The sequence below is a fragment of the Bradyrhizobium rifense genome (assembly GCF_008123425.1).
Taxonomy (GTDB): Bacteria; Pseudomonadota; Alphaproteobacteria; order Rhizobiales; family Xanthobacteraceae; genus Bradyrhizobium; species Bradyrhizobium rifense.
On sequence record NZ_VSSS01000019.1, the window covers coordinates 1 to 24,666 of the forward strand.

At 64.0% G+C, this 24,666-nt stretch carries 21 protein-coding genes, 1 tRNA gene, 1 pseudogene and 2 riboswitches; of the genes and pseudogenes, 14 read left to right on the forward strand and 9 right to left on the reverse strand.

Annotated features, from left to right (window positions below):
* Positions 1–273: 273 nt before the first annotated feature.
* A complete protein-coding gene (locus FXB40_RS11605; RefSeq protein WP_148772345.1) occupies positions 274–696 on the forward strand; it encodes a hypothetical protein in 423 nt (140 codons plus the stop codon).
* Between the two features lie 235 nt (positions 697–931).
* Here the strand turns inward: FXB40_RS11605 and FXB40_RS11610 are convergent, their stop codons facing one another.
* On the reverse strand, positions 932–1,150 hold the full coding sequence (locus FXB40_RS11610; protein ID WP_007602550.1) for a DUF3126 family protein: 219 nt from the start codon (positions 1,148–1,150) through the stop codon (positions 932–934).
* A 123-nt stretch (positions 1,151–1,273) separates the two neighbouring features.
* Positions 1,274–2,098 carry a serine O-acetyltransferase gene (cysE, locus tag FXB40_RS11615; protein WP_148772346.1) on the reverse strand — a complete coding sequence of 275 codons (825 nt, stop codon included), beginning with the start codon at positions 2,096–2,098 and terminating at the stop codon, positions 1,274–1,276.
* 276 nt (positions 2,099–2,374) lie between these two features.
* Between cysE and FXB40_RS11620 the strand changes: the two genes are divergently transcribed.
* On the forward strand, positions 2,375–3,751 hold the full coding sequence (locus FXB40_RS11620) for a hypothetical protein (RefSeq protein WP_187436808.1): 1,377 nt from the start codon (positions 2,375–2,377) through the stop codon (positions 3,749–3,751).
* Here the strand turns inward: FXB40_RS11620 and FXB40_RS11625 are convergent.
* Together FXB40_RS11625 and FXB40_RS11630 are read right to left on the reverse strand one after the other, a co-directional pair.
* Complete coding sequence (locus FXB40_RS11625; RefSeq protein ID WP_187436809.1) at positions 3,737–4,492, reverse strand: alpha/beta fold hydrolase; 756 nt, start codon at positions 4,490–4,492, stop codon at positions 3,737–3,739. The genes FXB40_RS11620 and FXB40_RS11625 overlap by 15 nt on opposite strands.
* A 35-nt stretch (positions 4,493–4,527) precedes the next feature.
* Entirely contained in the window at positions 4,528–5,664 is a 1,137-nt protein-coding gene (locus FXB40_RS11630; RefSeq protein ID WP_148772348.1) for a hypothetical protein, read from the reverse strand.
* A gap of 320 nt (positions 5,665–5,984) precedes the next feature.
* Here FXB40_RS11630 and FXB40_RS11635 point away from each other — a divergent pair, with 320 nt between their 5' ends.
* Together FXB40_RS11635 and FXB40_RS11640 are read left to right on the forward strand one after the other, a co-directional pair.
* Positions 5,985–6,230: a zinc-finger domain-containing protein gene (locus FXB40_RS11635; protein ID WP_007602543.1), complete on the forward strand. Its 246-nt coding sequence runs from the start codon at positions 5,985–5,987 to the stop codon at positions 6,228–6,230.
* A gap of 18 nt (positions 6,231–6,248) precedes the next feature.
* The gene (locus tag FXB40_RS11640) at positions 6,249–7,451 is read left to right on the forward strand and encodes an FAD-dependent monooxygenase (protein ID WP_148772349.1); all 1,203 of its coding nucleotides are present in this window, start codon (positions 6,249–6,251) and stop codon (positions 7,449–7,451) included.
* A gap of 96 nt (positions 7,452–7,547) precedes the next feature.
* On the opposite strand, the gene FXB40_RS11645 is transcribed toward FXB40_RS11640, so the two are convergent.
* Complete coding sequence (locus FXB40_RS11645) at positions 7,548–7,958, reverse strand: twin-arginine translocation pathway signal (protein ID WP_148772350.1); 411 nt, start codon at positions 7,956–7,958, stop codon at positions 7,548–7,550.
* A 173-nt stretch (positions 7,959–8,131) separates the two neighbouring features.
* On the opposite strand from FXB40_RS11645, the gene FXB40_RS11650 reads away from it, so the two are divergent.
* The 3 genes from FXB40_RS11650 to FXB40_RS47810 all read left to right on the forward strand — a co-directional run bounded on the left by FXB40_RS11650 (position 8,132) and on the right by FXB40_RS47810 (position 9,277).
* A tRNA-Leu gene (locus FXB40_RS11650) sits at positions 8,132–8,220 on the forward strand.
* Positions 8,178–8,408 (forward strand): hypothetical protein, encoded by a 231-nt coding sequence (locus tag FXB40_RS47805; RefSeq protein WP_187436810.1) that lies wholly within the window; start codon positions 8,178–8,180, stop codon positions 8,406–8,408. Before FXB40_RS11650 ends, FXB40_RS47805 begins: the two co-directional genes overlap by 43 nt.
* Before the next feature lie 296 nt (positions 8,409–8,704).
* Positions 8,705–9,277: a hypothetical protein gene (locus FXB40_RS47810; RefSeq protein ID WP_187436811.1), complete on the forward strand. Its 573-nt coding sequence runs from the start codon at positions 8,705–8,707 to the stop codon at positions 9,275–9,277.
* Positions 9,278–9,504: 227 nt separating this feature from the next.
* Here FXB40_RS47810 and FXB40_RS11660 read toward each other — a convergent pair whose 3' ends face one another.
* On the reverse strand, positions 9,505–10,752 hold the full coding sequence (locus FXB40_RS11660) for a hypothetical protein (RefSeq protein WP_148772351.1): 1,248 nt from the start codon (positions 10,750–10,752) through the stop codon (positions 9,505–9,507).
* 329 nt (positions 10,753–11,081) lie between these two features.
* On the opposite strand from FXB40_RS11660, the gene FXB40_RS11665 reads away from it, so the two are divergent.
* A complete protein-coding gene (locus FXB40_RS11665) occupies positions 11,082–12,332 on the forward strand; it encodes a multidrug effflux MFS transporter (RefSeq protein WP_148772352.1) in 1,251 nt (416 codons plus the stop codon).
* 54 nt (positions 12,333–12,386) lie between these two features.
* Positions 12,387–12,527, forward strand: a complete 141-nt coding sequence (locus FXB40_RS47815) for a hypothetical protein (RefSeq protein ID WP_187436812.1) — start codon at positions 12,387–12,389, stop codon at positions 12,525–12,527.
* A 9-nt stretch (positions 12,528–12,536) separates the two neighbouring features.
* Here the strand turns inward: FXB40_RS47815 and FXB40_RS11670 are convergent, their stop codons facing one another.
* From FXB40_RS11670 to FXB40_RS11680, 3 genes are all read right to left on the reverse strand, one after another.
* A complete protein-coding gene (locus tag FXB40_RS11670; RefSeq protein ID WP_148772359.1) occupies positions 12,537–14,135 on the reverse strand; it encodes a glycosyltransferase family 39 protein in 1,599 nt (532 codons plus the stop codon).
* Positions 14,136–14,381: 246 nt separating this feature from the next.
* Positions 14,382–15,989, reverse strand: coding sequence for an ABC transporter substrate-binding protein (locus FXB40_RS11675; protein WP_148772353.1), 1,608 nt, complete (start codon positions 15,987–15,989; stop codon positions 14,382–14,384).
* Between the two features lie 154 nt (positions 15,990–16,143).
* Positions 16,144–17,754 carry an ABC transporter substrate-binding protein gene (locus FXB40_RS11680; protein ID WP_148772354.1) on the reverse strand — a complete coding sequence of 537 codons (1,611 nt, stop codon included), beginning with the start codon at positions 17,752–17,754 and terminating at the stop codon, positions 16,144–16,146.
* A 268-nt stretch (positions 17,755–18,022) separates the two neighbouring features.
* Between FXB40_RS11680 and FXB40_RS11685 the strand changes: the two genes are divergently transcribed.
* The 5 genes and pseudogenes from FXB40_RS11685 (at position 18,023) to FXB40_RS11705 (ending at position 24,541) form a co-directional block, all read left to right on the forward strand.
* Positions 18,023–19,153 (forward strand): M20/M25/M40 family metallo-hydrolase, encoded by a 1,131-nt coding sequence (locus tag FXB40_RS11685; protein WP_148772355.1) that lies wholly within the window; start codon positions 18,023–18,025, stop codon positions 19,151–19,153.
* A 94-nt stretch (positions 19,154–19,247) separates the two neighbouring features.
* Positions 19,248–19,352, forward strand: a riboswitch (glycine riboswitch).
* A 3-nt stretch (positions 19,353–19,355) separates the two neighbouring features.
* A riboswitch (glycine riboswitch) is annotated at positions 19,356–19,467 on the forward strand.
* Between the two features lie 68 nt (positions 19,468–19,535).
* Positions 19,536–20,848, forward strand: a pseudogene (locus FXB40_RS11690) (D-amino acid dehydrogenase).
* Positions 20,849–21,028: 180 nt separating this feature from the next.
* Positions 21,029–21,970, forward strand: coding sequence for an ABC transporter permease (locus FXB40_RS11695; protein WP_187436813.1), 942 nt, complete (start codon positions 21,029–21,031; stop codon positions 21,968–21,970).
* A 19-nt stretch (positions 21,971–21,989) separates the two neighbouring features.
* On the forward strand, positions 21,990–22,877 hold the full coding sequence (locus FXB40_RS11700) for an ABC transporter permease (RefSeq protein WP_148772356.1): 888 nt from the start codon (positions 21,990–21,992) through the stop codon (positions 22,875–22,877).
* Between the two features lie 14 nt (positions 22,878–22,891).
* Positions 22,892–24,541 carry an ABC transporter ATP-binding protein gene (locus FXB40_RS11705; protein ID WP_148772361.1) on the forward strand — a complete coding sequence of 550 codons (1,650 nt, stop codon included), beginning with the start codon at positions 22,892–22,894 and terminating at the stop codon, positions 24,539–24,541.
* Positions 24,542–24,666 lie beyond the last annotated feature (125 nt).

Consider the following 24,666-nt stretch of genomic DNA (forward strand, 5'->3'; position numbering starts at 1 on the left):
GTCGGGCAAAACAGGGGCATGATGAGATCATCGGCGTGATCGGACGCGTCAAGCGAACAGTGCCAGACCTCCAAATGTTTGATCGTGCGAGAAAAAGTAGAGAAGATCCCTGAGGGCATTCGGCTTACAGGCCCAAGGGACTTTAAATATGAGCTCGAGCCCTCACCTTGTATGCTCTTGCTCCAGAGCACCGAACTCTCAGTTAGGTCTGGTATCGAATGGCCGTTCCGCAGCTACAAGGATGAAAAGCCAGTAGTCCCACGCGTGCGACGAATGATCTCTGCTGTATTCTCTGAGGTAAACTCGCAGACCTTCGCTTTCAAAAACTCCGACTTTTTGGGGCCTATCAAGAAAATCACGCTTGAGTGCCATGAGGGCGCGGACGATGAAATCCGTGTAAATGTTTCGCCTGCCGGCGAATATTCTGTCGATGAACTCACCTTGCACATTCTCATTGTGCTGTCAGAACCGCACTTCAAAGAGACATTCCATCCCATTTGGCTGAGGCAAGCTAAATCGACGCTCCACCTTCATATCGATTGCATGGGATTCAGATTCGGACCTGAAGCTGCTTTCGCTGATCCCGACGATAAAAACCACTATGTGCTGAGTGGATCTGCGCCGCCCGAAGCGCATTTCCTGTCAATCTACTTACAGACATCATTGGGCGTGAGCCCTCCCCCACCGCCGGGCTAATTTTTTTGCCCGCGGTGGTGACGCCTCGCAACGCGGTTGCACGGGTCACGGAGCTGACCCTCGTCATTGCGAGCGAAGCGAAGCAATCCAGCATCCCTCCGCGGAAAGATCTGTGGATTGCTTCGCTTCGCTCGCAATGACGGCGTGGAGAGAGCGCGCCTCGATCATCGACGCGCCCCCGGACGTAGCGCAGCGTCAGCTCTGGACGCTGCGCTCGCAATGACGGCGTCGAAAACTATTCCTGATCGACCAGATCGTCCTCGAGGATCGCCATCTGGAACTGGAACGAGCGATCATCGTCCTCGTCGTCGACGAAGAGCACGCCGATGAACTCCTCGCCGATATAGACCTCGGCGGAGTCGTCCTTCTTCGGCCGCGGCACGACGCGGATCTTGGGATTGCCGAATACGCGCTTCAGATACGCATCGAGCTTTCTGACTTCTTTGACGTCCACGGCAAGTCTCCGATCAAAATTGGTCGGCGGGTTTTAGGACGAGACGCGGCCAACCGCCAGCATGAATTGCCAAAGAATTTGGGGACGAAAAGGGCCGGAAAATCCGGCCGTTAACTGGCGCGCCTAAAGCCCCATCGCGTTGATCATCTGGTCCATGGTGCGCGACGGCTCGGCACAGCCGGCCTCGCCCACGATCTTGGCGGGCACGCCCGCGACCGTGACGTTGTGCGGCACCGGCTTGACCACGACTGACCCCGCCGCGATGCGCGCGCAATGGCCGATCTCGATGTTGCCGAGGATCTTTGCGCCGGCGCCGATCAGCACGCCGTGGCGAATCTTGGGATGACGGTCCTCGTTCTCCTTGCCGGTGCCGCCGAGCGTGACGCCGTGCAGGATCGAGACGTCGTCCTCGATCACAGCCGTCTCGCCGCAGACGAAGCCGGTGGCATGGTCGAGGAAGATGCCGCGGCCGATGCGCGCGGCGGGATTGATGTCGGTCTGGAACACCGCGGAGGCGCGGCTCTGGAGGTAATAGGCAAAGTCCTTTCGGCCCTTCAGATAGAGCCAGTGCGCGAGGCGATGGGTCTGGAGCGCGTGAAAGCCCTTGAAGTAGAGCAAGGGATCGATGAAGCGCGAGGTCGCGGGATCGCGGTCATAGACGGCGACGAGATCGGCGCGGAAGGCGTTGCCGAGATCGGGGTCGTCGCGCAGCGCCTCGTCAAAGGTCTGGCGCACCAGGTCGCCCGAGAGCGCAGCGTGGTCGAGCCGGTCGGCGACGCGGTGGACCACCGAATTTTCGAGGCGGCTGTGGTGCAGCACCGTCGAATAGATGAAGGTCGCGAGCTCGGGCTCGCGATGGACGATGTCCTCCGCCTCGCCGCGGATCCGGTCCCAGATCGGATCAAGCGTTGCGAGCTTTCCTCCCGGATTGACCTGATGCACTGCCATGGGATCTGCTCTTTCGAATTGGCTCGTTTGGCTGGCTCTATAGCACAGTCTAGGCGACAAAGTCCTGACGGGCTTGCCTGAGAGTGAACAGCGCCTTGCCCTGCGAAAGCATACCAACGCGTTGAAACACAAGAGTTTCCAGGAACGCCCCCAGGCGTCAAGGTCGGCTCAAAATGGTCAGAGTTGCGCCAAATTCAAGCCGGGCGGCGTCAAACTATTGGTGAATTTCGTCTCAACCATTATTGCGGGCATGGTCCGGACGAGGACGGAGCGGATTTGAGCATCACCACCGAACAATTGCGCGCGCGCGCCGCGGATACCTTTTGGCTGCGGCTGGCGGCGGTGGCTCTGCCCCTCCTCCTGATCGCGCCCGCGTTCTGGAACGGCTATCCGCTGTTGCAATGGGATACCGGCGGCTATCTGGCGCGCTGGTACGAAGGTTATCTCGTCCCCAGCCGCTCCACCGTGTTCGGCCTCTATCTGCATTATGGCGAGAATTTCGGCTTCTGGATCAACCTCGCGGTCCAGTCGCTGGCGACGCTGTGGCTGCTGCAACTGACGCTGCGCGTGCTCGGTCTGATGCAGACATTCCGCTTCGTCGCGATCAGCCTGCTGCTGATCCTGTCGACGGCGCTGCCCTGGCTCGCCAGCATGCTGCTCACCGACATCTTTGCTGGGCTGTCGATCCTGTCGCTGTTCCTGCTGATCATCGGTGCAAGCCGGATTTCGGTGCTCGAAAAGATCTCGCTGTTCGTCTTCACGGCCTTTGCCGCCGCGACCCACAGCGCCACGCTCGGCGTGCTGCTCGGGCTTTGCGCCGCCGGCTGGATGGCGCGGCGGTTGCTCGGGCGTCGTCTCCCGATCGCCGGACTGGCGCAGGCGAGCCTGACGATCGTCGCGGGCGGCCTGATGCTGATCTCGGCCAACCATGCGCTTTCGGGCAAATGGGCCTGGACGCCCGGCGGCACCGGCGTGGCCTTCGGCCGCATGATGCAGGACGGCATCGTGACGCGTTTCCTCAACGACCGCTGTCCGCGCGAAAACTTCAAGCTCTGTCCCTATCGCAACGAGCTGCCGGCGACCGCCGACGAGTTCCTGTGGGGGCACAGCATGTTCAACACGCTCGGCCGCTTCGAGGGGATGAACGACGAGATGGGCACCATCGTCGTGCAGTCGCTCGCGGCCTATCCGGCCTGGCAGGCCGAGGCGGCCTTGCGCGCGATCGGGCAGCAATTGCTGCATGTCGCGACCGGTGAAGGCACCAGCGGCTGGATTCCCCATACCTACGGCATCATCGAACGCTACATCCCGACGCAGGTGGCCGCGATGCGCGAGGCGCGGCAGCAGCAATGGGGCCTCGATTTCAGCTACCTCAACTGGCTGCACGTGCCGGTCGCGCTGCTCTCGATGCTGGGGCTGCTCGTGCTGCTCGGACGCGCGCTTGCCCATCGAAAGCTCGACGATCTGACGCTGCTGGCGGCGACCATGACGCTGGCCCTGCTCGGCAATGCCTTCATCTGCGGCATCATCTCAGGGCCACACGACCGCTACGGCGCGCGCATGGTGTGGGTTGCGACCTTCGTGGTGCTGATGGCGCTGTTCCGCTTGTTTGGCGACGACGAGCGGGAGGACGACAGCTCAACTGCGGCGTGACAAAAAGTCCAGCACGCCGGTCTTGTAGACCTTGTCGCCGACCGCGCGCATGTGATCGCGGCCCGGAATATCGAGCACCTCCGAGCCGGGGATGATCGCGCCGAGCGCGCTGGCCGAGCCCGCGACATCATCGGTGCTACCGACCGCGATCAGCACGGGCACGTCGATGCGCGCCGCCTCGTTCCTGGTCATGAGATCGCGCGTGCCGCGCAGGCAGGCGGCAAGCGCCACGCGGTCAGAGCGGGTTTGGTCTGCAAATGCACGAAAGGTGCGGCCGACGGGATCGGTGACGTCGTCGAGCGAGGGCGCTTCCAGCGCTTTGGCCACGTTCTCGCCGGGCCCGGTGCCCTCGATCAGGCCGCCGATGCCGATGCCGCCGAGGATCGCCGAGCGCAGTCGCTGCGGCTCGTTCAGGCCGAGCCAGGCCGTCATCCGCCCGCCCATCGAATAGCCCATGATATCGGCCTGCGGGATCGCGAGATGGTCCATCAGCGCGAGCACGTCGCCGGCCATGGTCGGAATCGAATATTGCGCGGGCTCGTAGAGCTTTGCGCTGTCGCCATGGCCGCGATTGTCCAGCGCAATGACGCGGCGGCCGTTCTTGCGCAGCTCCGAGACCCAGGTCGGGTAGACCCAGTTCACGTTCTTGCTGGAGGCAAAGCCGTGCACCAGGATGATCGGATCGCCCTCGCCTTCGTCGAGATAGGCAATTTCAACAGCGCCGTTGTGAAAGCTCGGCATCATCAGTTCCGCGATGTTGTGGGGGAAGATTGATCTTAGGCCGTGACGGCCGTGTTTGCCAGTGCGGCGTCGGCCGCTAATTGCGCCTGGCGGAGCCGACGGCGCCGTCTGCGATCGCACCAGGCTTGCGTCAGGCGCTCGGTGGTCGCCTTGATCGAGGACAGCAGGCCGAACAGCGTCAACGCCGCGCCGAGCAGCCACAGCGTCAGATCGAACGCGCCGCCGATGAGCAGCAGCGCGCCGCGGCCGAGCAGCTTCATGATCGCGCGTGTCTTGCCGCCTTGCGCTTCCGCAAGCCGCGCCGCGCGCGCGACATCCTTGGGCCCTTCGGCGATGCGCAGCGTATCCATCGCGCCGCGCGTGCCGGTCTTCTCGGCCACGCGCGTGACGTCCTTGCCGAGCCGGACCAGCGCACCGGCCTTCTCGACGCGGAACGCGGCCTTGATCGCGCTCACCGTCTCACCCGGCCGCAGCACCGAGCCGGAGGCGACCGCATTCTGCAGCATCGGCGTGTCGACCATCTCGCGCGCCGACCGGCCGGCCCAGGCGGCGAGACCTTCGCCGAGCCGCCCGACCTTGCGGGCATCCTTCACCAGCGTCAGCCCGGCGCGCACCGGCGCGGCACCGCCGGCCGACACATAGGTCACGGCCGTCACCGCGAGACCCGCGGTTGCAAGGCCGAGCACGAGGCGATCGGTGTCCTCGCCCATGGCGAGATGCTTGCTCTCGCGGACGGCGTCCCTGATATCGCCGATCACGAAGAGATCGCCGGCCACGGTGCCGGACAGGCTCGCGACATCGTCGGCATTGCCGGTGACGAGCCCGGTGGCAAAGCGCTTGGCGAAATGCGAGGTGGAATTTTCGGTTTTGACGGCATCGCTGACCCGGCTCAGGAGGTCGTCGGGCAGCGCGATATTGCGGTCACGCGCGAGCGCGACGAAACTGTCGGCGAGATCGGCATCGCCCGCGGCAAGCGCGGCCTCGATATTGTCCTGAACCAGACGGTCGTTATGCGCGAGAGCCGCATCGAGCTTGAGCTCGGACAGAGCCGCCGGATCGTCCTGCGCGGCGAGAATCGCGCCGGCCTCGCGGGCATGCGGCGCCACCTGCGCGAGCACAAAGCTGCATGCAGCAATCCCGGTCAACGCTGAGCTGATTCGCAGCCACTTCATGCCGAAAGCCTGGACCTTCCTAAGATCATTTGCCTAAGATCAGTTGCGCCTGATGGGTGGTCTTTTGCCGCAATTGTACTCGCCCACAGACATAGTATGCCAAAATTGCGACACAACGTCCCCGACGAAAGAAGGGCTTCTCTCAGGCCGCAAGATTGTGTCGAATTTGCATGAGCAAATGAGCATGGGGCAATTGCGAACCTTTCGGTTCCGTCGGGCTAGCAATCACCTGAACCCATCAGTATGGTCCGCGGCGTTGAAATTGTGCCGCTTCACTGCTGATTGTGTCTGCCGCCATTGCCACTCCAGGATGAACTACGATGTCCGACCATGTCGTCCCGCACTTCCATAACGATGCCGGTGTCCCCGTCATCGAGATCGGCTCGCAAGAGTTCATGTGCGTCGGCGCCAACCCTCCGTTCGATCATCCGCACGTCTTCCTGGACCTTGGCAACGACAACGAGATCATCTGCCCGTACTGCTCGACGCTGTACCGCTTCGCGGCCGACCTGAAGGCGGGCGAAGCCCGTCCGCCGGAATGCGTGCTGAAGGACAAGGTGGCCTGACCGCCACCCTCGGTCAGGGTGGCCCTCCCGCGAACGATCGTCATTGCCGGTGCCGGAATCGGAGGACTGACGGCTGCGCTTGCGCTTGCCGCCCGCGGTTTTCGCATCGTCGTGCTGGAAAAGGCCGAGCGGCTCGAGGACATCGGCGCCGGCCTGCAACTCTCCCCCAATGCCAGCCGCGTGCTGGTCGAGCTCGGTCTGACCGAACGGCTGAAGCTGCGCGCTGTCGTACCCGAAGCGGTCTCGATCATGAGCGCACGGGCCGGCGGCGAACTTTTGCGGATGCCGCTCGGCGAGGCCGCCGCCAATCGCGCCGGTGCCCCTTATTGGGTGGTGCATCGCGCCGATTTGCAGTCCGCGCTCGCCGGCGCGGTCGCCGATCATCCGGATATCGACTTGAAGCTGGGCGCGACATTCGAGGACGTCGCACCCCATGCCAAGGGACTGACGGTCGTGCATCGCAGCGGAACCATCCGCCGCAGCGATCTCGCCAGCGCCCTGATCGGCGCTGACGGCATCTGGTCGACAGTCCGCCAGCATCTGTTTCCCGAGGTGCAGCCGCGCTTCTCCGGGCTGATCGCCTGGCGCGGCACGCTGGATGCCACGCAGCTGCCCAAGGAGTACACCGCGCGGCGGGTGCAGCTCTGGATGGGCTCGAACGCCCATCTCGTCGCCTACCCGATCGCGGGCGGCCGCCAGCTCAACGTGGTGGCGGTGCTGCCAGGCACCTGGAACAGGCCGGGCTGGAGCACGCCCGGCGATCCCTTCGAGGTGATGGACGCCTTTGCCGCGCCACGCTGGCCGCCGACGGCGCGGATGATGCTCGCCGCCGTCGACAGCTGGCGCAAATGGGCGCTGTTCGGCGTGCCGGACGGATGCCCCTGGAGCGAGGGACCGGTCGCGCTGCTCGGCGATGCCGTGCACGCGATGCTGCCGTTCGCGGCCCAAGGCGCCGGCATGGCGATCGAGGATGCAGCCGTGCTCGCCAGGCATTTGAGCGTCGAGGCCGCGGAGGACGCAAGCAGCGTCGCGGCGGCGCTGAAGCAATATGGCCGGGCACGTCAGGCCCGTGTCAGGAACGTGCAGCGCACCGCGCGGCAGCAAGGCCGGATCTATCATCTCGGCGGCCCCTTCGCGCTCGCGCGCGATCTCGCGATCCGCGCGCTTGGGCCGGACCGCATGCTGGCGCGGCAGGACTGGATCTACGGCTGGCGTCCCTAAAGCATGATCCGGAAAAGTGTGCAGCGGTTTTCCCTCGCGACAAACGCGGAACGCGTTTGCGCGGAGGTCATGCTTAAAAATAAGCCGAAGGGAGCCTTAGCGCTTCGGCGCGGGCTTGATGTCCGGCCGCTGTGGCGCGGCCGCCACCGGCGGCGCATTGGGCGGCGTCTCCCGGCACTTGTTGCGGCGCCAGGCATCTTCCGCCAATTGCGCCGAGCCGCGCACCGCGACGTAATCGTTGCGATAGGCAAGCTCGGACACCACAGTGCCGCCGGCCCCGGTCTCCGCCTTGTCCATCAGCTTCTGCAATTCGGCGGTGCGGGCGGCGAGCGCCTTGCGCTGCCCCTCGAGCTGCTTGCAGTCGTACAATTCGTATTGGGCGGGATCGGCAAAGGCCGGAGCGATCGTCTCGCTCACGCCGGCGCAGCCGGACAGCGCGAAGCCGGCCGCGACCAGCGCGGCAACCGCGCAGCACGCGCGCAGGGAAAAGGAAAGCGAAGCAGGCATGGCCGGAAAAATAGCCCCCGTGAATTGAGAATGCCTAAAGCAGGGCCAGATGTCCGGATTGAGGCTTTGCCTTGTGCCGCCGGCTCGCTTAAGGAAGAACCGCCTGTCCAGCGCAACAAGCGCCAATTCCAGACCGCTGGACGGGACTTAAGTGTTTGATCTCCTTGGATCAAGCGGGCATGGCGGAATTGGTAGACGCAAGGGACTTAAAATCCCTCGGTGCGCAAGCGCTGTGCCGGTTCGACCCCGGCTGCCCGCACCACCTCCGCTGACGACGCCCACTGCGCCCACAGCATGATCCAGAAGCAGACGATCGCGACCGCGACCTGGACAACGCCACCTTCGATCGTGATCCCCGTGCTCGAGACCAGCGTCGGAACGGCAACGCCGATGGTCAGCACGGCGGCAAGGGCTGCGGCCGGAAGATCGACGATCAGCACGGCGCCGTAGATTGCGAGCTCGAAGAACGCATATTCCTTCAGGCGCGGCGAGCAGAGATAGAGGCCGTACATCGCAAGCACCGTGATCCGCATCGCGGCCTGCGGATGATCCATCAGCCAGCGGTCGAGGCACGCCGGCAATGATCCCCCGTTGTTGCGGATCGCGCGCAGCAGCGACCAGCCGAGCGGTGCGAGCACGAACGCAGTCGCCGCCAGGGCGTAAATGGCGAACACGAGCGGCTTGCTGTCGGCAAGCCCCACGCGGTCCACGATGGTCTGCGCCAGCAGCAGCAGCGACGGATTAGCTTGCTCGGTCTGGACCGAATGCTGACCGGGGATCCCGCCCGAGATCGCGAGCAACCAGCTCGAGAACAAGCCCGGATAGAAGACGACCGAAATCAGGATCGGCAGCACGAAGCCGAGACCCGCCACCGCAATCAAAACAAGTTTCCGCCGCCGCGACAGCGGCAGGAGATAGAGTGCGGCCAGCAGCGGGAAGAACACCAGCTTGAACGACATGACGAGGCCAAGCAGTGCCGCTCCTGCAATACGAGGGACATCATGCCGATCATCGGGCTTCGCGGGGCGAAGCAGAAGGGCAAGCGCTGCGGCCGTCAATCCGCCGCCGAGGATCGCGAAATTGCCGGAGGCCAGCACCCATTCGAAACCAACGAACGCGCCGAGCACGTAAAGTCCCCGCAGCGCCACGTCACGCAGACTGCGTGTCCGGCCGATCCCGGGCAGCACCAGGCCGCAGAGCACGGCGATGGCGAGAAAGACGCCGCGGTGATGGCCGACAAGAAAGCCGCCCGCACACAGCGGACGAAAGGCGTCCAGCGTCGCCGGCAGATAGGGATAAGAGAGCCTGGTGCCCTTTAGATTTTTCACGTAGTACGGATCGAGCCCATCGACATGCGCATCGACGGCGGCGCAGTTGGCGCGAACGTCCCAGCCGTAATTCGTATCGAGCGCAGCATCATGCGCGAGATTGCCGAACACCAGCACGGCCACCAACGCGATCAGGCAGGCAAGCCAGGCGTTGCGCTTGCCGACCATGTCGGCCGACAGTCCCGACCATCGTGCTGTTCCGGACGGGGCGACACTCGTCATGGATGCACGGCCCCCCGCTCGAGGCGTTCCGGCTCGGTTCGAAAATCGAGCAACAGGATCCAGAAGCAGGCGAGTGCGACCGCGAGTTGGACAAAGCCACCTTCGATCGTAGTCCCCGTGATCGAGACCAGCGTCGGAACGGCAACGCCGATAGTCAGCACGGCGGCAAGGGCTGCGGCCGGAAGATCGACGATCAGGACGGCGCCGTAGACCGCGAGCTCGAAGAACGCATATTCCTTCAGGCGCGGCGAGCAGAGATAGAGGCCGTACATCGCAAGCACCGTGATCCGCATCGCGGCCTGCGGATGATCAATCAGCCAGCGGTCGAGGCGTCCCAGTAACGATCCCTCGTTGTTGCGGATCGCGCGCAGCAGCGACCAGCCGAGCGGTGCGAGCACGAACGCGGTCGCCGCCAGGGCGTAAGTGGCGAACACGAGCGGTTTGCTGTCGGCAAGCCCCACGCGGTCCACGATGGTCTGCGCCAACAGCAGCAGCGACGGATTGGGCTCCTCGATCTGGACCGAAAGCTGACCGGGGATCCCGCCCGTGATCGCGAGCAACCAGCTCGAGAACAAGCCCGGATAGAAGACGACCGAGATCAGGATCGGCAGCACGAAGCCGAGGCCCGCCACCGCAATCAAAACAAGTTTCCGCCACCGCGACAGCGGCAGGAAATAGAGTGCGGCCAGCAGCGGGAAGAAGACCAGCTTGAACGACATGACGAGGCCAAGCAGTGCCGCCCCTGCAATACGAGGGACATCATGCCGATCATCGGGCTTCGCGGGGCGAAGCAGAAGGGCAAGCGCTGCGGCCGTCAATCCGCCGCCCAGGATTGCGAAATTGCCCGAGGCCAGCACCCATTCGAAACCAACGAACGCGCCGAGCACGTAAAGTCCCCTCAGCGCCACGTCACGCAGACTGCGTGTCCGGCCGATCCCGGGCAGCAACAGGCTACAGAGCACGGCGATGGCGAGAAAGACGCCGCGGTGATGGCCGACAAGAAAGCCGCCTGCGCACAACGGACGAAAGGCGTCCAGCGTCGCCGGCAGATAGGTATAAGAGAACTTGGTGCCCTTCAGATTTTTCACGTAGTACGGATCGAGCCCATCGACATGCGCATCGACCGCGGCGCAGTTGACGCGAAGGTCCCAGCCGTAATTCGTATCGGGCGCGGCATAGTTGGCGAGATTTCCGAACACCAGCGCGATCAGGCAGGCAAGCCAGGCGTTGCGCCGCGTAGGCATCCTGGCCGACCGCCCCAACCATTGTGCAGTACCGGTGATGTCGGACACGAGCGGATACCTTATTATTCGCACAGAATCTCGTCGCTGCCGCCAGCGCAGCGCAATCGGCGGCCACAATGGACAGGATGCGTTTCCGTTTCATCTCGTCGACCAAAGCCGACGGCCTTATGGTGAATCCCTGGTTTCCACCGGAGCGCGCGATCGTGGGACCGGGACATTCTCACCATTTGTTGTCCGTCCGCCACGCCGCCTGACAGCCATCCCAAAACATGGGTTGTGCGATGCAGCATGGGCATTAGATATGGCCTCTGAAATCAGAGGTGAGCTGCTTGTCCGACGTCAATGCCGACGACTGGGTGTCCTCCGGGCACCGTCCGATGGGTTTTCCCGAATTCGTTATCGTGATCGCGTCCATCATGGCGCTGAATCCGCTCGCGATGGACATGATGCTGCCGGCGCTGCCCAATATCGGGGCGGCCTTCGGCATTCCCAACGCCAACCATCTCCAGCTCGTGCTGTCGACCTTCCTGATCGGCTTCGGCGCCGGCCAGTTCGTCATGGGCCCCTTGTCGGATCGGTTCGGGCGCCGGCCTGTGCTGCTCGGCGGCATGGCGGTCTATGCGGTCGCGAGCGTGCTCGCGGTCGCGGCACCCTCGTTCGAGACGCTGCTGCTCGCCCGTGCACTGCAAGGCCTCGGCACCTCCGCGACGCGCGTGATCGCGACCTCGATCGTGCGCGACTGCTATGCCGGCCGCCGCATGGCGAGTGTGATGTCGCTTGCCATGATGATCTTCATCGCCGTGCCCGTGATCGCGCCCTCGTTCGGACAGGCTGTGCTGCTGGTCACGCAATGGCGCGGCATCTTCGTCGTGCTGATGCTCTACGGCGTGCTCGCGCTCGCATGGAGCGTGTTGCGACTGCCTGAGACCCTTCCCGAGTCTGAACGCAGATCGCTGGCGCCTGCCGACGTGCTCTCGGCCTTCCGCCAGACCGTCACCAACCGCCAGACCATCGGCTATGCGACGGCCGCCGGCGCCGTCATGGGCGCGCTGTTCGCCTACGTATTCTCGGCGCAGCAGGTGTTCACCGGCATCTACCACCTCGGCCACTACTTCCCGCTCGCCTTTGCGGCGATCGCGGCCGGCACAGCCGTCGCCGGCTTCCTCAACGCCAGATTTGTCGGCACGCTCGGCATGCGCGTGATCTCGCACGGCGCGCTGACACTCTACACGGCGGTGGCCGGCGTGATGCTGCTGACCGAGATCCTCGGTGTGCTGCCGCTTCCGCTGTTCATGGTGCTGTCCGCCTTGATGATGTTCTCGTTCGGCATGATGGTCGCCAATTTCACCGCGCTCGCGATGGAGCCGCAGGGCCACATCGCCGGCACCGCCTCCTCGCTCTACGGCTCGATCACGACGCTGATCGGCATCGCGGTCGGCACGGCGATCGGCCAGAGTTTTGACGGCACGCTGCTGCCGTTCTCGATCGGATTCTTCCTGTCGACGCTCGCAGCGCTCGCGATCGTTCTGGTCGTAGAGAAGGGACGGCTGTTCAAGCCGCATCATCGCCCCATCGTGTGAGGAACTTCGCGGGCGCCTCGATGTTGTCCTGCAGCATTTTCGAGAGGTCGCCTCATGGAACCGAAACGCAACGAAACCGATCACGCGTCGGAACTGACTGAGGCGCAGCGAAAGGCTGCCGGCGTCAAGCGGCCCGCCGTCGCCCCGCCCTTCGCAAGCGAAGGCCTTGAACGGGTGCGCGACAGCCACTGCTGAGGAACCGCCCTACTCCAGACTGCGCTTGCTGGCGCTGAAATCCTGTGAGGCGCTTTCGGGCGATGAGTCGCGCTTCGAACGTGGCGGCACCATCAGTACGATGACGTCCCGGGTCAGACCGGGCCGCCACCATAGCGATGCCTGCACGGTAAATTCTCGCCTGACAAAATTCCCGGCGCGCGCGGAGACCCATTCCATCCAGCGGCCGCAATAATCCTGGCCACGGAAACAGAGCGCGGCCCAGCCGCGATCGAGCGTGGTTTGGCGCGGCAGACCCCAATCGTACTGGTGCTCGAACGGCCGCGCATAATGCGGATGATCCGGACTGTAGAAGGCGGTGGCGAAGGCGAGCGAATCGTCGCCGCTGACGGCACTGAGCGGCTCGCCGGTCAGCTCGCGCCATTGCCGGGTGAGCTCGCTAGCTGCTTGCGCGTAAAGGTTCCGTCCCTCTTCATAACCGTGGCTATTGCGATAGACCGCATGGATTGGTGCGGCGACCAGGATGGCGACAAGCGCAACGCCGGCGACAATGACCGTGACATTGACGGTGTAGAACCGTTCGACGGGATAACGGGCGCCGCAGACGATCAGCACGACGAACAGGAACAATCCCTGCAAGGCCCATAGCGACGGCAGATCCGTGCCCATCGCGAGCGATGTCAGGACCGGCAGCGCGATAGTGCCGATGGCCACATAAAAGAGAAGCCGAAGACCTGATCCCATCGCGGCGAAGTCGGCCGGAAATTGCTTGAGGCGCGTGCCCGCGATGAGCACCCAGAGCACGGCAGCGACGCTGATGGCCGCCATGAGTCCCAGCAGGAAGTTCTTCACGTCACCGAGCGAGCTGACGGCATTGCCGTTGGCGTGGTTCAGCGCGTAGGTGAAGGTCGATGCCCCCGTGGTCGCGAGCCAGTCAATGTGCGGCGACAGCACCGCGAGCCCGGTGACGACCGAAATCCAGGGCGACGCGGAGCTGAAATAGGCGCGCCGCGCCGGATGCGCCAGCGCGGCGAATGCAAAGCTCGTGACCAGGAAGATCGAGTAGTATTTTCCGACCATGGCGAGCGCCGTGCTGCATCCAAGCGCAACCGCCCAGACGGCGGACCTGGTCTCGAACGCGCGCAGAAAGCACCATGTGGCGAGCGGCCAGAGCGCGAGCAGCACGGCATTGGCGTTGAAGCGCTGGGCGTGGAATTGATAGGCCGGCGTCAGCATCAGGAGCAGCAGCACCAGGATGCGCTTGTGCCCGGACACGAATTGCCGCGCGACGCAATCGACGAAGACCAGGGCGAGGCCCGCGTTCACCATCGCCATCAGCTGCAGCGACCAGTCGCTGAGCGGGAAGACGGAGGTCCAGCTGGCTGCGATCCAGCCCATCAGCGGCGGATGCTTGTGATAGCCGAAGGCGAAATTCCGTCCCAGCGTCCAGGCCTCGAGCGTATCGGGATGCAGGCCGCCGCCGGCATAGGCGATGGCCAGATACAGCGTCCAGACCGCAACGAAGCACGCAATGAGAAGCGGCACGGCCCAGCCGGCCTCCACGCCATCGAGCCAGCGCAATAGCGGCCGCCGCCAGCGCGCCGGCGCGCGATCCGACCGTTCGGCCATCGCCTGGAGTGCAAAATCGATCGGCACGTGATTCAAATCGGCGGGAGGAAAGCAATGAGCGAAGACGAACCATCTATTTCAGATCGGAAACAAATAGCAATGATCGGAGTCTGGAAGACTTAAAAGCTCCCCGGCTTTCGCCGACACAGGATCGCCACAACACAACGGCGCCGCTGATGACAGCGGCGCCGCGTGATGATCGGGACGAAAGGTGCTGGACGCACCTTTCCCCTGTTCAGACTTGTCCTACTCGGAATTGTCGATATTCCAGAACACCGGAGTCGCCGGGCCGTCGATCACGCCGGAGAGCGACTTCCGCCATGCGCTCGGCGCCTGATACTGGCCGAGCGGGACGTAGAGCACCTGGTCGTAGGTCTCCTTCTGGATCTCGGTCGCGATCTTCTTCTGATCCTCCGCCGAGGCCGCGCGAACGAAGGCGTCCTTGAGCTGCTCGACCTTGGCGTCCTCCGCCCAGCCGAACCAGCCGCCCTTCTTGCCTTGGCCACCGACCGCCACGTTGGAGATCGGATTGACCACGTCGGCGCTGACCCAGTTTGTGATGAACATGTTCCAGCCGCCCTCCTTCGGGGGCTTCTGGCTGGCGCGCCGGCTCACCACCGTCTGCCAGTCGGTCGCCTGCAGGTCGACCTTGAAGCCGGCTTCGCGCAGCTGCTGGGCCACCACGATCGGCTGAGCCTTCAGCGTCAGCACGTCGCCCGGCGCCATGAGCACGACGGGGGTCCCGTCGTAACCGGACTCGGCGAGCGCCTTCCTGGCCGCAGCAATGTCGCCGCCCTTCGCGAGGGTCTCACCGCCGATCTCTGCCGCGAACGGCGTGTCGCAGATGAAGACCGCGGCGCAAGTCTTGTAGTATTTCGGATTGCCGATCAGCGCGTCGAGCACGTCCTTCTGGTTGACCGCCAGCAGTGCTGCGCGGCGGACCTTGACGTTGTCGAATGGCGGATGGAGGAAATTCATCCGCGCGCCCGTCTGGAATCCGAACTTGTTCAGGATCTCGAGTTTGAGCTCCTTGTCGGCTTCGATGGTGGGCAACATTTCGAAGGCGGGATTTTCCATGAAATCGATGTCGCCCGACTGCAGCGCGTTCAACGCTGTCTGCGCGTCCGGCATGGTGATCCATTCGACGCGATCGACTTTCACCACCTTGCCGCCGGCGGTCCAGCTCGCCGGCTCCTTGCGCGGCACGTAGTCGGTGTTCTTGACGTAGACCGACTTCACCCCAGGCTGGAATTCAGCCTGCACGAACTTGAAGGGCCCGGAGCCGATCTGCTCGGGGATCTGCTTCTCCGGCGGCGTCTCGGCGAGACGCTTCGGCATCATGAAAGCGACCCGCGAGGACGGCTTGCCGATCGATTCCAGCACGAGGCCGTAGGGTTCCCTGAGCTTCAGCGTGATAGTCTTGGGATCGGTCGCCTCGATGCTCGCGGTGAACAGCATCAGCTGCTGCCCCATGCCGTCGACAGCGGCCCAGCGCTTCAGGGACGCAACGCAATCTTCCGCGGTGACCGCTGTACCGTCATGCCACTTCAGACCGTCACGCAGCGTGAAGGTGTAGGTCAGCTTGTCGTCGGAAATTGTCCAGTCCGCCATCTGCGGCTGGATCTTGAAATTCGAATCCGTCGCGATCAGCGTGTCGTAGACCATGTAGCCATGGTCACGCGCGATATAGGCGCTGGTGAAGATCGGATCGAGGATGCGCAGATCCGAATGCATCACGGCGCTAATGGTCTTGCCTGCGGCAAGAACTGGCGAGGCCAGTGCCGAAAGCGCCACGACCGACATCGCAAGTGTGGAGGCGAACGCCCGACGCCCCCGGCGCATGAGTTGGAACATTGAAGTTCTCCTGACGAGTTCTGCGACGAATTCTGCTGACGAGGTCTCCTGGCGAGCAGCGCCGCTGATGACAGCGGTGGCGCGTGATGATCGGGACGGAAGGCGCGCGAACGCGCCTTCCCTTACTTGGACTTGGCCTTACTTGGACTTGGCCTTACTCGGACTTGTCGATGTTCCAGAACACGGGGGTCGCCGGGCCGTCGAGCACGCCGGAGAGCGACTTCCGCCATGCGCTCGGCGCCAGATACTGGCCGAGCGGCACGTAGATCACCTGGTCATAGGCTTCCTTCTGGATCTCGGTCGCGATCTTCTTCTGATCGTCGATCGAGGCGGCGCGGACGAAGTCGTCCTTGAGCTTCTCGATCTTGGCGTCTTCCGCCCAGCCGAACCAGCCGCCCTTCTTGCCCTGGCCGCCGATCGAGAGATTGGAGATCGGGTTGGACACGTCGGCGCTGACCCAGTTGGTGAAGAACATGTTCCAGCCGCCCTCCTTCGGGGGCTTCTGGCTGGCGCGACGGCTCACCACCGTCTGCCAGTCGGTCGCCTGCGCATCGACCTTGAAGCCGGCTTCGCGGAGCAGCTGCACCGCAACCGTCGGCTGCGCCTTCAGCGTGACGACGTCGCCGGGCACCATGACCACGACAGGCGTGCCGTCATAGCCGGACTCGGCGAGCGCCTTCTTGGCTTCCGCCATGCCGTTGCCCTTGACCAGCGTCTCCGAGCCGACATCGGTCGCGAACGGCGTGTCGCAGATGAAGAAGGCGCCGCAGATCTTGTAGTATTTCGGGTTGCCGACCAGCGCGTCGAGCACGTCCTTCTGGTTCATCGCCAGGAAGGCCGCACGACGGATCTTCGGATTGTCGAAGGGCGGAAAGAGGAAGTTCATGCGACCGAGCGTCTGGTAGCCGAACTTGTTCAGCGTCTCGACCTTGAGGTCGGCATTGGCTTCAAGCACCGGCAACAGATCCCACGGCGGCACTTCCATGAAGTCGATGTCGCCCGACTGCAGCGCGTTCACCGCGGTCTGCGAGTCCGGCATGGTGATCCATTCGACGCGGTCGACCTTCACCACCTTGCCGCCGGCGGTCCAGCTCGCCGGCTCCTTGCGCGGCACGTAGTCGGTGTTCTTGATGTAAACCGCCTTCACGCCGGGCTGGAATTCGCCCTGCACGAACTTGAACGGACCGGAGCCGATCTGTTCGGGGATCTGCTTGTCCGGCGGCGTCTCGGCGAGGCGCTTCGGCATCATGAAGGGCACACGCGAGGACGGCTTGCCGATCGAATCCAGCACGAGGCCGTAGGGTTCCTTCAGCTTCAGCGTGATGGTCTTGGCGTCGGTCGCCTCGATGCTGGCCGTGAAGGTCATCATCTGCTGGCCCATGCCGTCGACGGCGGCCCAGCGCTTCAGCGAGGCGACGCAGTCTTCCGCCGTCACCGGCGCGCCGTCGTGCCACTTCAGGCCGTCGCGCAGCGTGAAGGTGTAGGTGAGCTTGTCGTCGGAGATTTTCCAGTCCGCCATCTGCGGCTGGATCTTGAAGTTCGCATCCGTCGTGATCAGCGTGTCGTAGACCATGTAGCCATGGTCACGCGTGATGTAGGCGGTGGTGAAGATCGGATCGATGATGCGCAGATCCGAATGCATCACCGCGGTGATGGTCTTGCCGGCCGCAAACACCGGCGAGGCCATCGCCGTGGAGAGCGCGACGACCGACAGCGCAAGTGTGGAGGCGAACGCGCGTCGCCCCCGGCGCATCAAGCTCAACATAAAAGTTTCTCCTGACGTGAAACTGGTCAAAGGCAGGTTATTGGTTGAGCATTCGGTTCGTTCCTTAGGCGAACTAACCTCATGCAATGCCTTTATCTTTTCGAGACTTGCAGACAGTGTTGAGCGCGTCAATCCGCTTTCGGTGCAAGCCCTTGCGGCGCATGTACGGGCTCCACAACGATCGGTTTGGCTCTACAACTCTCCCCGCTTGTCCTGCCTGCGCTGATGCAATGCGCATTCCATCTTTCGAAGCTTGAGAGACATTAAGATGAATCCAGCCAATCTTCCCTTCGATTCCGAGACAATGCTCGAGGGCCTGCGCACCTGGGTGGAATGCGAGAGCCCGACCTGGGACGCAGGCGCGGTCAACCGCATGCTCGATATCGCAGCGCGGGATATGGCGATCATGGGTGCGACCATCGAGCGCATCGGCGGCCGTCAGGGCTTCGGCGGCATCATCCGCGCGCGCTTCCCGCATCCGAAGCAGGGCGAGCCGGGCATTCTGATCGCCGGGCACATGGATACCGTCCACCCGGTCGGCACCATCGAGAAACTGAAATGGCGCCGCGAGGGCAACAAGTGCTACGGCCCCGGCATCTACGACATGAAGGGCGGCAACTATCTCTCGCTGGAAGCGATCCGGCAGCTGGCGCGCGCGTCCTTCACCACGCCCTTGCCGATCACCATCCTGTTCACGCCGGACGAGGAAGTCGGCACGCCGTCGACGCGCGACATCATCGAGGCGGAAGCCGCGCGCAGCAAATATGTGCTGGTGCCCGAGCCCGGCCGCGCCGACAACGGCGTCACCACCGGACGTTACGCCATCGCGCGATTCAATCTTGAGGCGACGGGGCGACCGAGCCATGCCGGCGCGACATTGTCGGCGGGACGCTCGGCCATCCGCGAGATGGCGCGGCAGATTCTCGCAATTGACGCGATGACCACCGACGACTGCACCTTCTCGGTCGGCGTCGTGCACGGCGGACAATGGGTCAATTGCGTTGCGACCACCGCCACCGGCGAAGCGCTCTCCATGGCCAAGCGGCAGGCCGATCTCGACCGCGGCGTCGAGCGGATGCTGGCACTATCGGGCACTGCGAATGACGTGACCTTCAAGGTGACGCGCGGCGTGACACGCCCGGTGTGGGAGCCGGATGCCGGCACCATGGCTTTGTATGAAAAGGCGCGCGGCATCGCCAAATCTCTCGGCGCGGAATTGCCGCATGCGAGTTCCGGCGGCGGATCCGACGGCAACTTTACCGGCGCGATGGGCATCCCGACTCTCGACGGCCTCGGCGTGCGCGGTGGCAACGGCCACACGCTCGAGGAGTTCATCGAGGTCGAGAGCCTGGTCGAACGCGGGCGCTTGATGGCGGGACTACTGGCAACGCTGGAGTAATTGAATCAACTTCGCACTGCACAATGCGTTGGCAGTCGCGGGTGAAATTTAGCCTTGTCTAAAAATGAGGCGCATCGTACTGCTCGATGGTCCACGCGACGATGCGGGAGAGATCGCAACGAGAGCCACCAGCTTTCGTTGCGGCGCCGACGGAGCAACCGCCCCGGAAACTCTCAGGCAAAAGGACTGTATCGTCAGGACGATCTGGAGAGAGACGGCACGATTTGAAAATCGTGACGTCCACCGAAGGGGATAGTCCACGAAGACCTCGCGAGGTCTCTGTCGGATCAAGCTCTCAGGTAACCGTGACAGATGGGGCGCCGCCTACGGCTTTCGGGCCGGCGGTTAGCCGACTCTAACTCACGGGAGCCCCGAACCTATCATGACCCATATCGCCATCATCGGCGCCGGCATCACCGGCGTAACGACTGCCTATGCCCTGCTCGAACGCGGCTACAAAGTGACGGTGCTCGACAAGCATCGCTACGCCGCGATGGAGACCTCGTTTGCCAATGGCGGACAGCTCTCCGCCAGCAATGCCGAAGTGTGGAACAGCACCGCGACGATCCTGAAGGGCTTGCGCTGGATGTTCCGGCGCGATGCGCCGCTGCTGATGAACCCGCGGCCGAACTGGCACAAATATTCGTGGATGAGCGAGTTCGTCGCCAACATCGGCAACTACCGCGCCAACACGATTCTGACCACGCGGCTCGCGATCGAAGCCCGCAAGTATCTGTTCGAGATCGCGACGCGCGAAGGCATCGACTTCGATCTCGAACGCCGCGGCATCCTCCACATCTATCACGACAAGAAGGGTTTTGAGTCCGGGCTGCGCGTCAATGCGCTGCTGCAGGAAGGTGGGCTCGATCGCCGTCCGGTGACGGCAGAGGAAATCCGCACGATCGAGCCGACGCTGCGCAAGGATTATTACGGCGGCTTCTACACGCCGTCGGATGCGACCGGCGACATCCACAAGTTCACGCGCGGCCTTGCAGACGCCTGCAAACGTCGCGGCGCGACGTTCATCCATGAGGCGAATATCGATTCGATCGCCCGTGCTGGCGCAAGCTTCGTGATCGGCTGGGCTGATCTCGCCGCAAGCGACGCCCTCGCCTCCGCGCGCGGCATGCTGAAGGTCGATGGCGTCGTGGTCTGCGCTGGCGTGGCCAGCCGTCACTTCGCAGCACTCCTCGACGAGCGCGTGAACGTCTATCCGGTGAAGGGCTATTCGATCACTGTGCAGCTCGACACCGCCGAAAGCCGCAACGCGACGCCGACCGTCAGCCTGCTCGACGAGGCCGCCAAGATCGTCACCAGCCGGCTCGGCGCCGATCGTTTTCGTGTGGCCGGCACGGCCGAGTTCAACGACTTCAACCGCGACATCCGCGCCGACCGCGTGCAACCGCTGGTCGACTGGGTGCGCAGCAATTTTCCGGCGGTCGAGACGTCTCGCATTATTCCGTGGGCCGGGCTCCGGCCGATGATGCCGAACATGATGCCGGTGGTGCGCGCGGGCCGGATGCCCGGCGTGTTCTTCAACACCGGCCACGGCCATCTCGGCTGGAAATGTCGGCCGCGACCGCGCAGATGATTGCCGGAACCATCGACGGCTGGCGCGGGCTCAATGCACCGCCGAACGCCCCATCACGTCGGGGAGAACTTGGGGTTGAGCGCGAGATGCGCCGTGCATCCTGAGTGGTTGCATATCGATGCGGGGCGGCCCCTTGCGACCGCCCTGCCCTTGGCACACAATTTGCCCCAAGAGGGGGGTCTCCGGCCGGCTTTTCCAGCCCGAGCGACAGGCGCGCATGATAGACACGATCGAATCCATGGGGGCCTCAAGACCCCACAAGTTCCGCAGCCGGAGATAGGTGCATGCTAGGTTATCTCATTCGCCGCGTTCTGGCTGCGGTGCCCGTGATGGGTGTCGTGGCGCTGTTCGTGTTCCTGCTGCTGCGGCTGACTCCCGGCGACCCGGCCGCGATCCTCGCCGGCGACAATGCGACGCCGGAGCGGCTCGAGCGCATCCGCGAATCGCTGGGCCTCAACGAACCCCTGATCGTGCAGTTCATCACCTGGGTCGGCAAGCTGCTGCACGGCGATCTCGGCACGTCGCTGATCTCCAATTTGCCGGTCATGAAGATGATCGGCCAGCGCGTCGAGCCGTCGATCTCGATCGCGCTGTCGACCATCATCCTCGCCGTCGTCGTCGCCGTGCCCTTGGGCGTTATCGCGGCCTGGAAGCACGGCACCTGGATCGACCGTTTCGTGATGGGCCTCTCCGTGCTCGGCTTCTCGGTGCCGGTGTTCGTGGTCGGCTATGTCCTGATCGAGGTGTTTGCGATCGACCTGCGCTGGGTGCCGGTGCAAGGCTTCAAGAGCATCTCGGGCGGCTTCGGCCAATTCTTCGAGCGCATCATCCTGCCGACCTGCGCGCTCTCCTTCATCTACATCGCGCTGATCGCGCGCATGACGCGCGCGGCGATGCTCGATGTGCTCGGCGAAGATTACGTGCGAACGGCACGCGCCAAGGGCATCAACGAGGTCGCGGTGATGATGCGGCATGCGCTGCGCAACGCCGCCGTGCCCGTGATCACCGTGATCGGCACCGGCTTTGCGCTCCTGATCTCCGGCGTCGTCGTCACCGAGAGCGTGTTCAACATCCCCGGCATCGGCCGTCTCACCGTCGATGCGGTGCTGGCGCGCGACTATCCGGTGATCCAGGCGATGATCCTGCTGACCTCGCTGATCTACGTCGTCGTCAATCTCCTGATCGACGTCGCCTACACGCTGCTCGATCCCCGGATCCGGTACTGAGGCAAGGACAACACCAAAGATGTCAGTCGATACCCTTCCCCAGTCGTCCATTCCGATCACGTCGCCGCTGCGGCCGCGTTTCGGCTTCCTCACCTCGACACCGATCATCGCCACGGCGACGGTGTTGCTCGCACTGATCGTGCTGATCTCGATCATGGCGCCGCTGATTGCGCCGCATGATCCAATCCAGCTTGCGCCGTCACTGCGGCTCAAGCCCTCCTCGGCGCAGTTCCTGCTCGGCACCGACGCCTATGGTCGCGACCTATTGTCGCGCGTCATCTATGGCGGCCGCATCTCGCTCCTGATCGGCATCGGCTCTGCGATCCTGGCCGTGGTCATCGGGCTTGCGATCGGCCTCGTCTCCGGCTTCTTCAAGCTGGTCGATTCCGTGCTGATGCGCGTCATGGACGGCCTGATGGCGATGCCGAGCATTTTGCTCGCGATCGCCGTGGTGTCGCTGTCCGGCGCCAGCATCTGGACCGTGATGGTCGCGATCACCATCCCGGAAATTCCGCGCGTGGCACGCCTGGTGCGCTCGGTCGTGCTGTCCGCCCGCGAAGAACCCTATGTCGAAGCCGCGATCTCGGTCGGCTCGTCGCTACCAAAAATCATGTGGCGGCATCTGATGCCGAACACGATCGCACCGCTGATCGTCCAGGGCACCTATGTCTGCGCCTCCGCGATCCTCACCGAGGCCATCCTCTCCTTCCTCGGCGCCGGCATTTCGCCGGAGACGCCGACCTGGGGCAACATCATGGCCGAGGGCCGCCAGTATTTTCAGCTCAAGCCGACGCTGATCTTCTGGCCGGGCCTGCTGCTCTCGATCGCCATCCTCAGCATCAATCTGATCGGCGACGCCGCCCGCGACGCGCTCGATCCCCGCATGAAGCAGCGGGAGGGCAAGTGATGACCGATCAAGTGATGACCAACCCGGTTCTCGACATCAACAACCTCGTCGTCTCCGTCGGCAAGAAGCCGGGCGGACCAAAGATCATCGACGGCATCTCGATCCAGGTCCACCAGGGCGAGACGCTCTGTCTCGTCGGCGAAAGCGGCTCGGGCAAGTCGGTGACCTCGCTCACCACGATGGGCCTGCTGCCGAAGGGCACGCTGGTTCCGACCAGCGGCAGTGTGAAGCTCGTCGGCGAGGAGATCCTCACCGCGACCGACCGCCGCCTGCGCCAGCTGCGCGCAACGCAGATGGCGATGATTTTCCAGGAGCCGATGACCGCGCTCAATCCGGTCGTCCCTGTCGGCCGCCAGATCGACGAAGTCTTGCGCGCCCACACCGATCTCGATGCCAGGGCGCGCAAGAAGCGCATTCTCGACATGATGGAGCAGGTGCGCCTGCCCCAGGTCGAGCGCATCTTCGCCTCCTACCCGCACCGCCTTTCCGGCGGCCAGCGTCAGCGCATCATGATCGCGATGGCACTGGTGCTGGAACCGAAGCTGCTGATTGCCGACGAGCCGACCACCGCGCTCGACGTCACCACGCAGAAGCAGATTTTGACCCTGATCCGCGACCTCCAGCGCGATCATGGCACCGCCGTGCTGTTCATTACCCACGACATGGGCGTGGTCGCCGAGATCGCCGACCGCGTCGCAGTGATGCGGCAGGGTCGTCTGGTTGAAACCGGCCCGCTCGACACCGTGCTGCGCAATCCCACGATGGAATACACCCGCAACCTGCTCTCTGCGGTGCCGAGCCTGGTGCCGCGCGCGGCACGGCCCGAGACCAAGGAACCGGTGGTGCTGGAAGCCAACGAGCTCAGCAAGGTCTACAAGGAGCGCGCGTTCTTCGGCAAAGGCCGCGAGGTCGTTGCCGCCGACAAGGTGACGCTGACGCTGCGCAAGGGCCGCACGCTCGGCATCGTCGGCGAAAGCGGCTCGGGCAAGTCGACGGTTGCGCGCTGTATCGTCCGCCTGATCGATCCGACCTCCGGCGGCGTGCGGCTGGCCGGCCGCGAGATCTCGGACATCTCGCGCCGTCTGCTGCAGCCGCACCGGCAGAAGATCCAGATCGTGTTCCAGGATCCCTACCGCTCGCTCAATCCGCGCGTCACGGTCGGCGAGAGCATCGCGGAAGGCCCGATCAACTACGGCACCTCGCATGCCGATGCGATGAAGCGGGCGCGCGAGCTGCTCGAGCTGGTCGGCCTGCCGGCCGACGCCGTCTCGCGCTATCCGCACCAGTTCTCCGGCGGCCAGCGCCAGCGCATCGCCATTGCGCGGGCGCTCGCGCTCGATCCCGATGTGCTGGTCGCGGACGAAGCGGTCTCCGCGCTCGACGTCTCCGTGCAGGCACAGGTGCTGGAACTGCTCGACGAGATCCAGAAGCGACTCGGCATCGCCATCCTGTTCATCACCCACGATCTGCGCGTCGCAGCCCAAATCTGCGACGAGGTCGTGGTGATGCAGCACGGCCGCGTCGTCGAACAGGGACCAGCGGCGGAAGTGCTGACGCATCCACAGGAGGCCTACACGCGGGCCTTGCTCGAAGCAGCACCGGGCCGCGGCTGGGACTTTGCGAATTTCCGGCCGGTGTCGGAGGGCGTGGCGGCGACGGTGTAGCAACACCCACCGGTGTCGTCCCGGCGAACGCCGGGACCCATACCGCGGAATATATCGATCGCGCGTGGTGCTAATCCCGAACGACCAATCTTCGCCAAACTCCTCCCTGGGGTTATGGGTCCCGG

Excerpts from the sequence above, each read along its gene's own strand:
- FXB40_RS11705 (WP_148772361.1), top strand. The coding sequence starts at position 22,892 with ATGACCAACCCGGTTCTCGACATCAACAACCTCGTCGTCTCCGTCGGC.
- FXB40_RS11645 (WP_148772350.1), bottom strand. The coding sequence starts at position 7,958 with ATGCCTGCTTCGCTTTCCTTTTCCCTGCGCGCGTGCTGCGCGGTTGCC.
- FXB40_RS11605 (WP_148772345.1), top strand. The coding sequence starts at position 274 with ATGATCTCTGCTGTATTCTCTGAGGTAAACTCGCAGACCTTCGCTTTC.
- FXB40_RS11695 (WP_187436813.1), top strand. The coding sequence starts at position 21,029 with ATGCTAGGTTATCTCATTCGCCGCGTTCTGGCTGCGGTGCCCGTGATG.
- FXB40_RS11675 (WP_148772353.1), bottom strand. The coding sequence starts at position 15,989 with ATGTTCCAACTCATGCGCCGGGGGCGTCGGGCGTTCGCCTCCACACTT.
- FXB40_RS47815 (WP_187436812.1), top strand. The coding sequence starts at position 12,387 with ATGGAACCGAAACGCAACGAAACCGATCACGCGTCGGAACTGACTGAG.
- FXB40_RS11630 (WP_148772348.1), bottom strand. The coding sequence starts at position 5,664 with ATGAAGTGGCTGCGAATCAGCTCAGCGTTGACCGGGATTGCTGCATGC.
- FXB40_RS11680 (WP_148772354.1), bottom strand. The coding sequence starts at position 17,754 with ATGTTGAGCTTGATGCGCCGGGGGCGACGCGCGTTCGCCTCCACACTT.
- FXB40_RS11700 (WP_148772356.1), top strand. The coding sequence starts at position 21,990 with ATGTCAGTCGATACCCTTCCCCAGTCGTCCATTCCGATCACGTCGCCG.
- FXB40_RS11660 (WP_148772351.1), bottom strand. The coding sequence starts at position 10,752 with ATGCCTACGCGGCGCAACGCCTGGCTTGCCTGCCTGATCGCGCTGGTG.
- FXB40_RS11685 (WP_148772355.1), top strand. The coding sequence starts at position 18,023 with ATGAATCCAGCCAATCTTCCCTTCGATTCCGAGACAATGCTCGAGGGC.
- FXB40_RS11635 (WP_007602543.1), top strand. The coding sequence starts at position 5,985 with ATGTCCGACCATGTCGTCCCGCACTTCCATAACGATGCCGGTGTCCCC.
- FXB40_RS11625 (WP_187436809.1), bottom strand. The coding sequence starts at position 4,492 with ATGCCGAGCTTTCACAACGGCGCTGTTGAAATTGCCTATCTCGACGAA.
- FXB40_RS11670 (WP_148772359.1), bottom strand. The coding sequence starts at position 14,135 with ATGGCCGAACGGTCGGATCGCGCGCCGGCGCGCTGGCGGCGGCCGCTA.
- cysE (WP_148772346.1), bottom strand. The coding sequence starts at position 2,098 with ATGGCAGTGCATCAGGTCAATCCGGGAGGAAAGCTCGCAACGCTTGAT.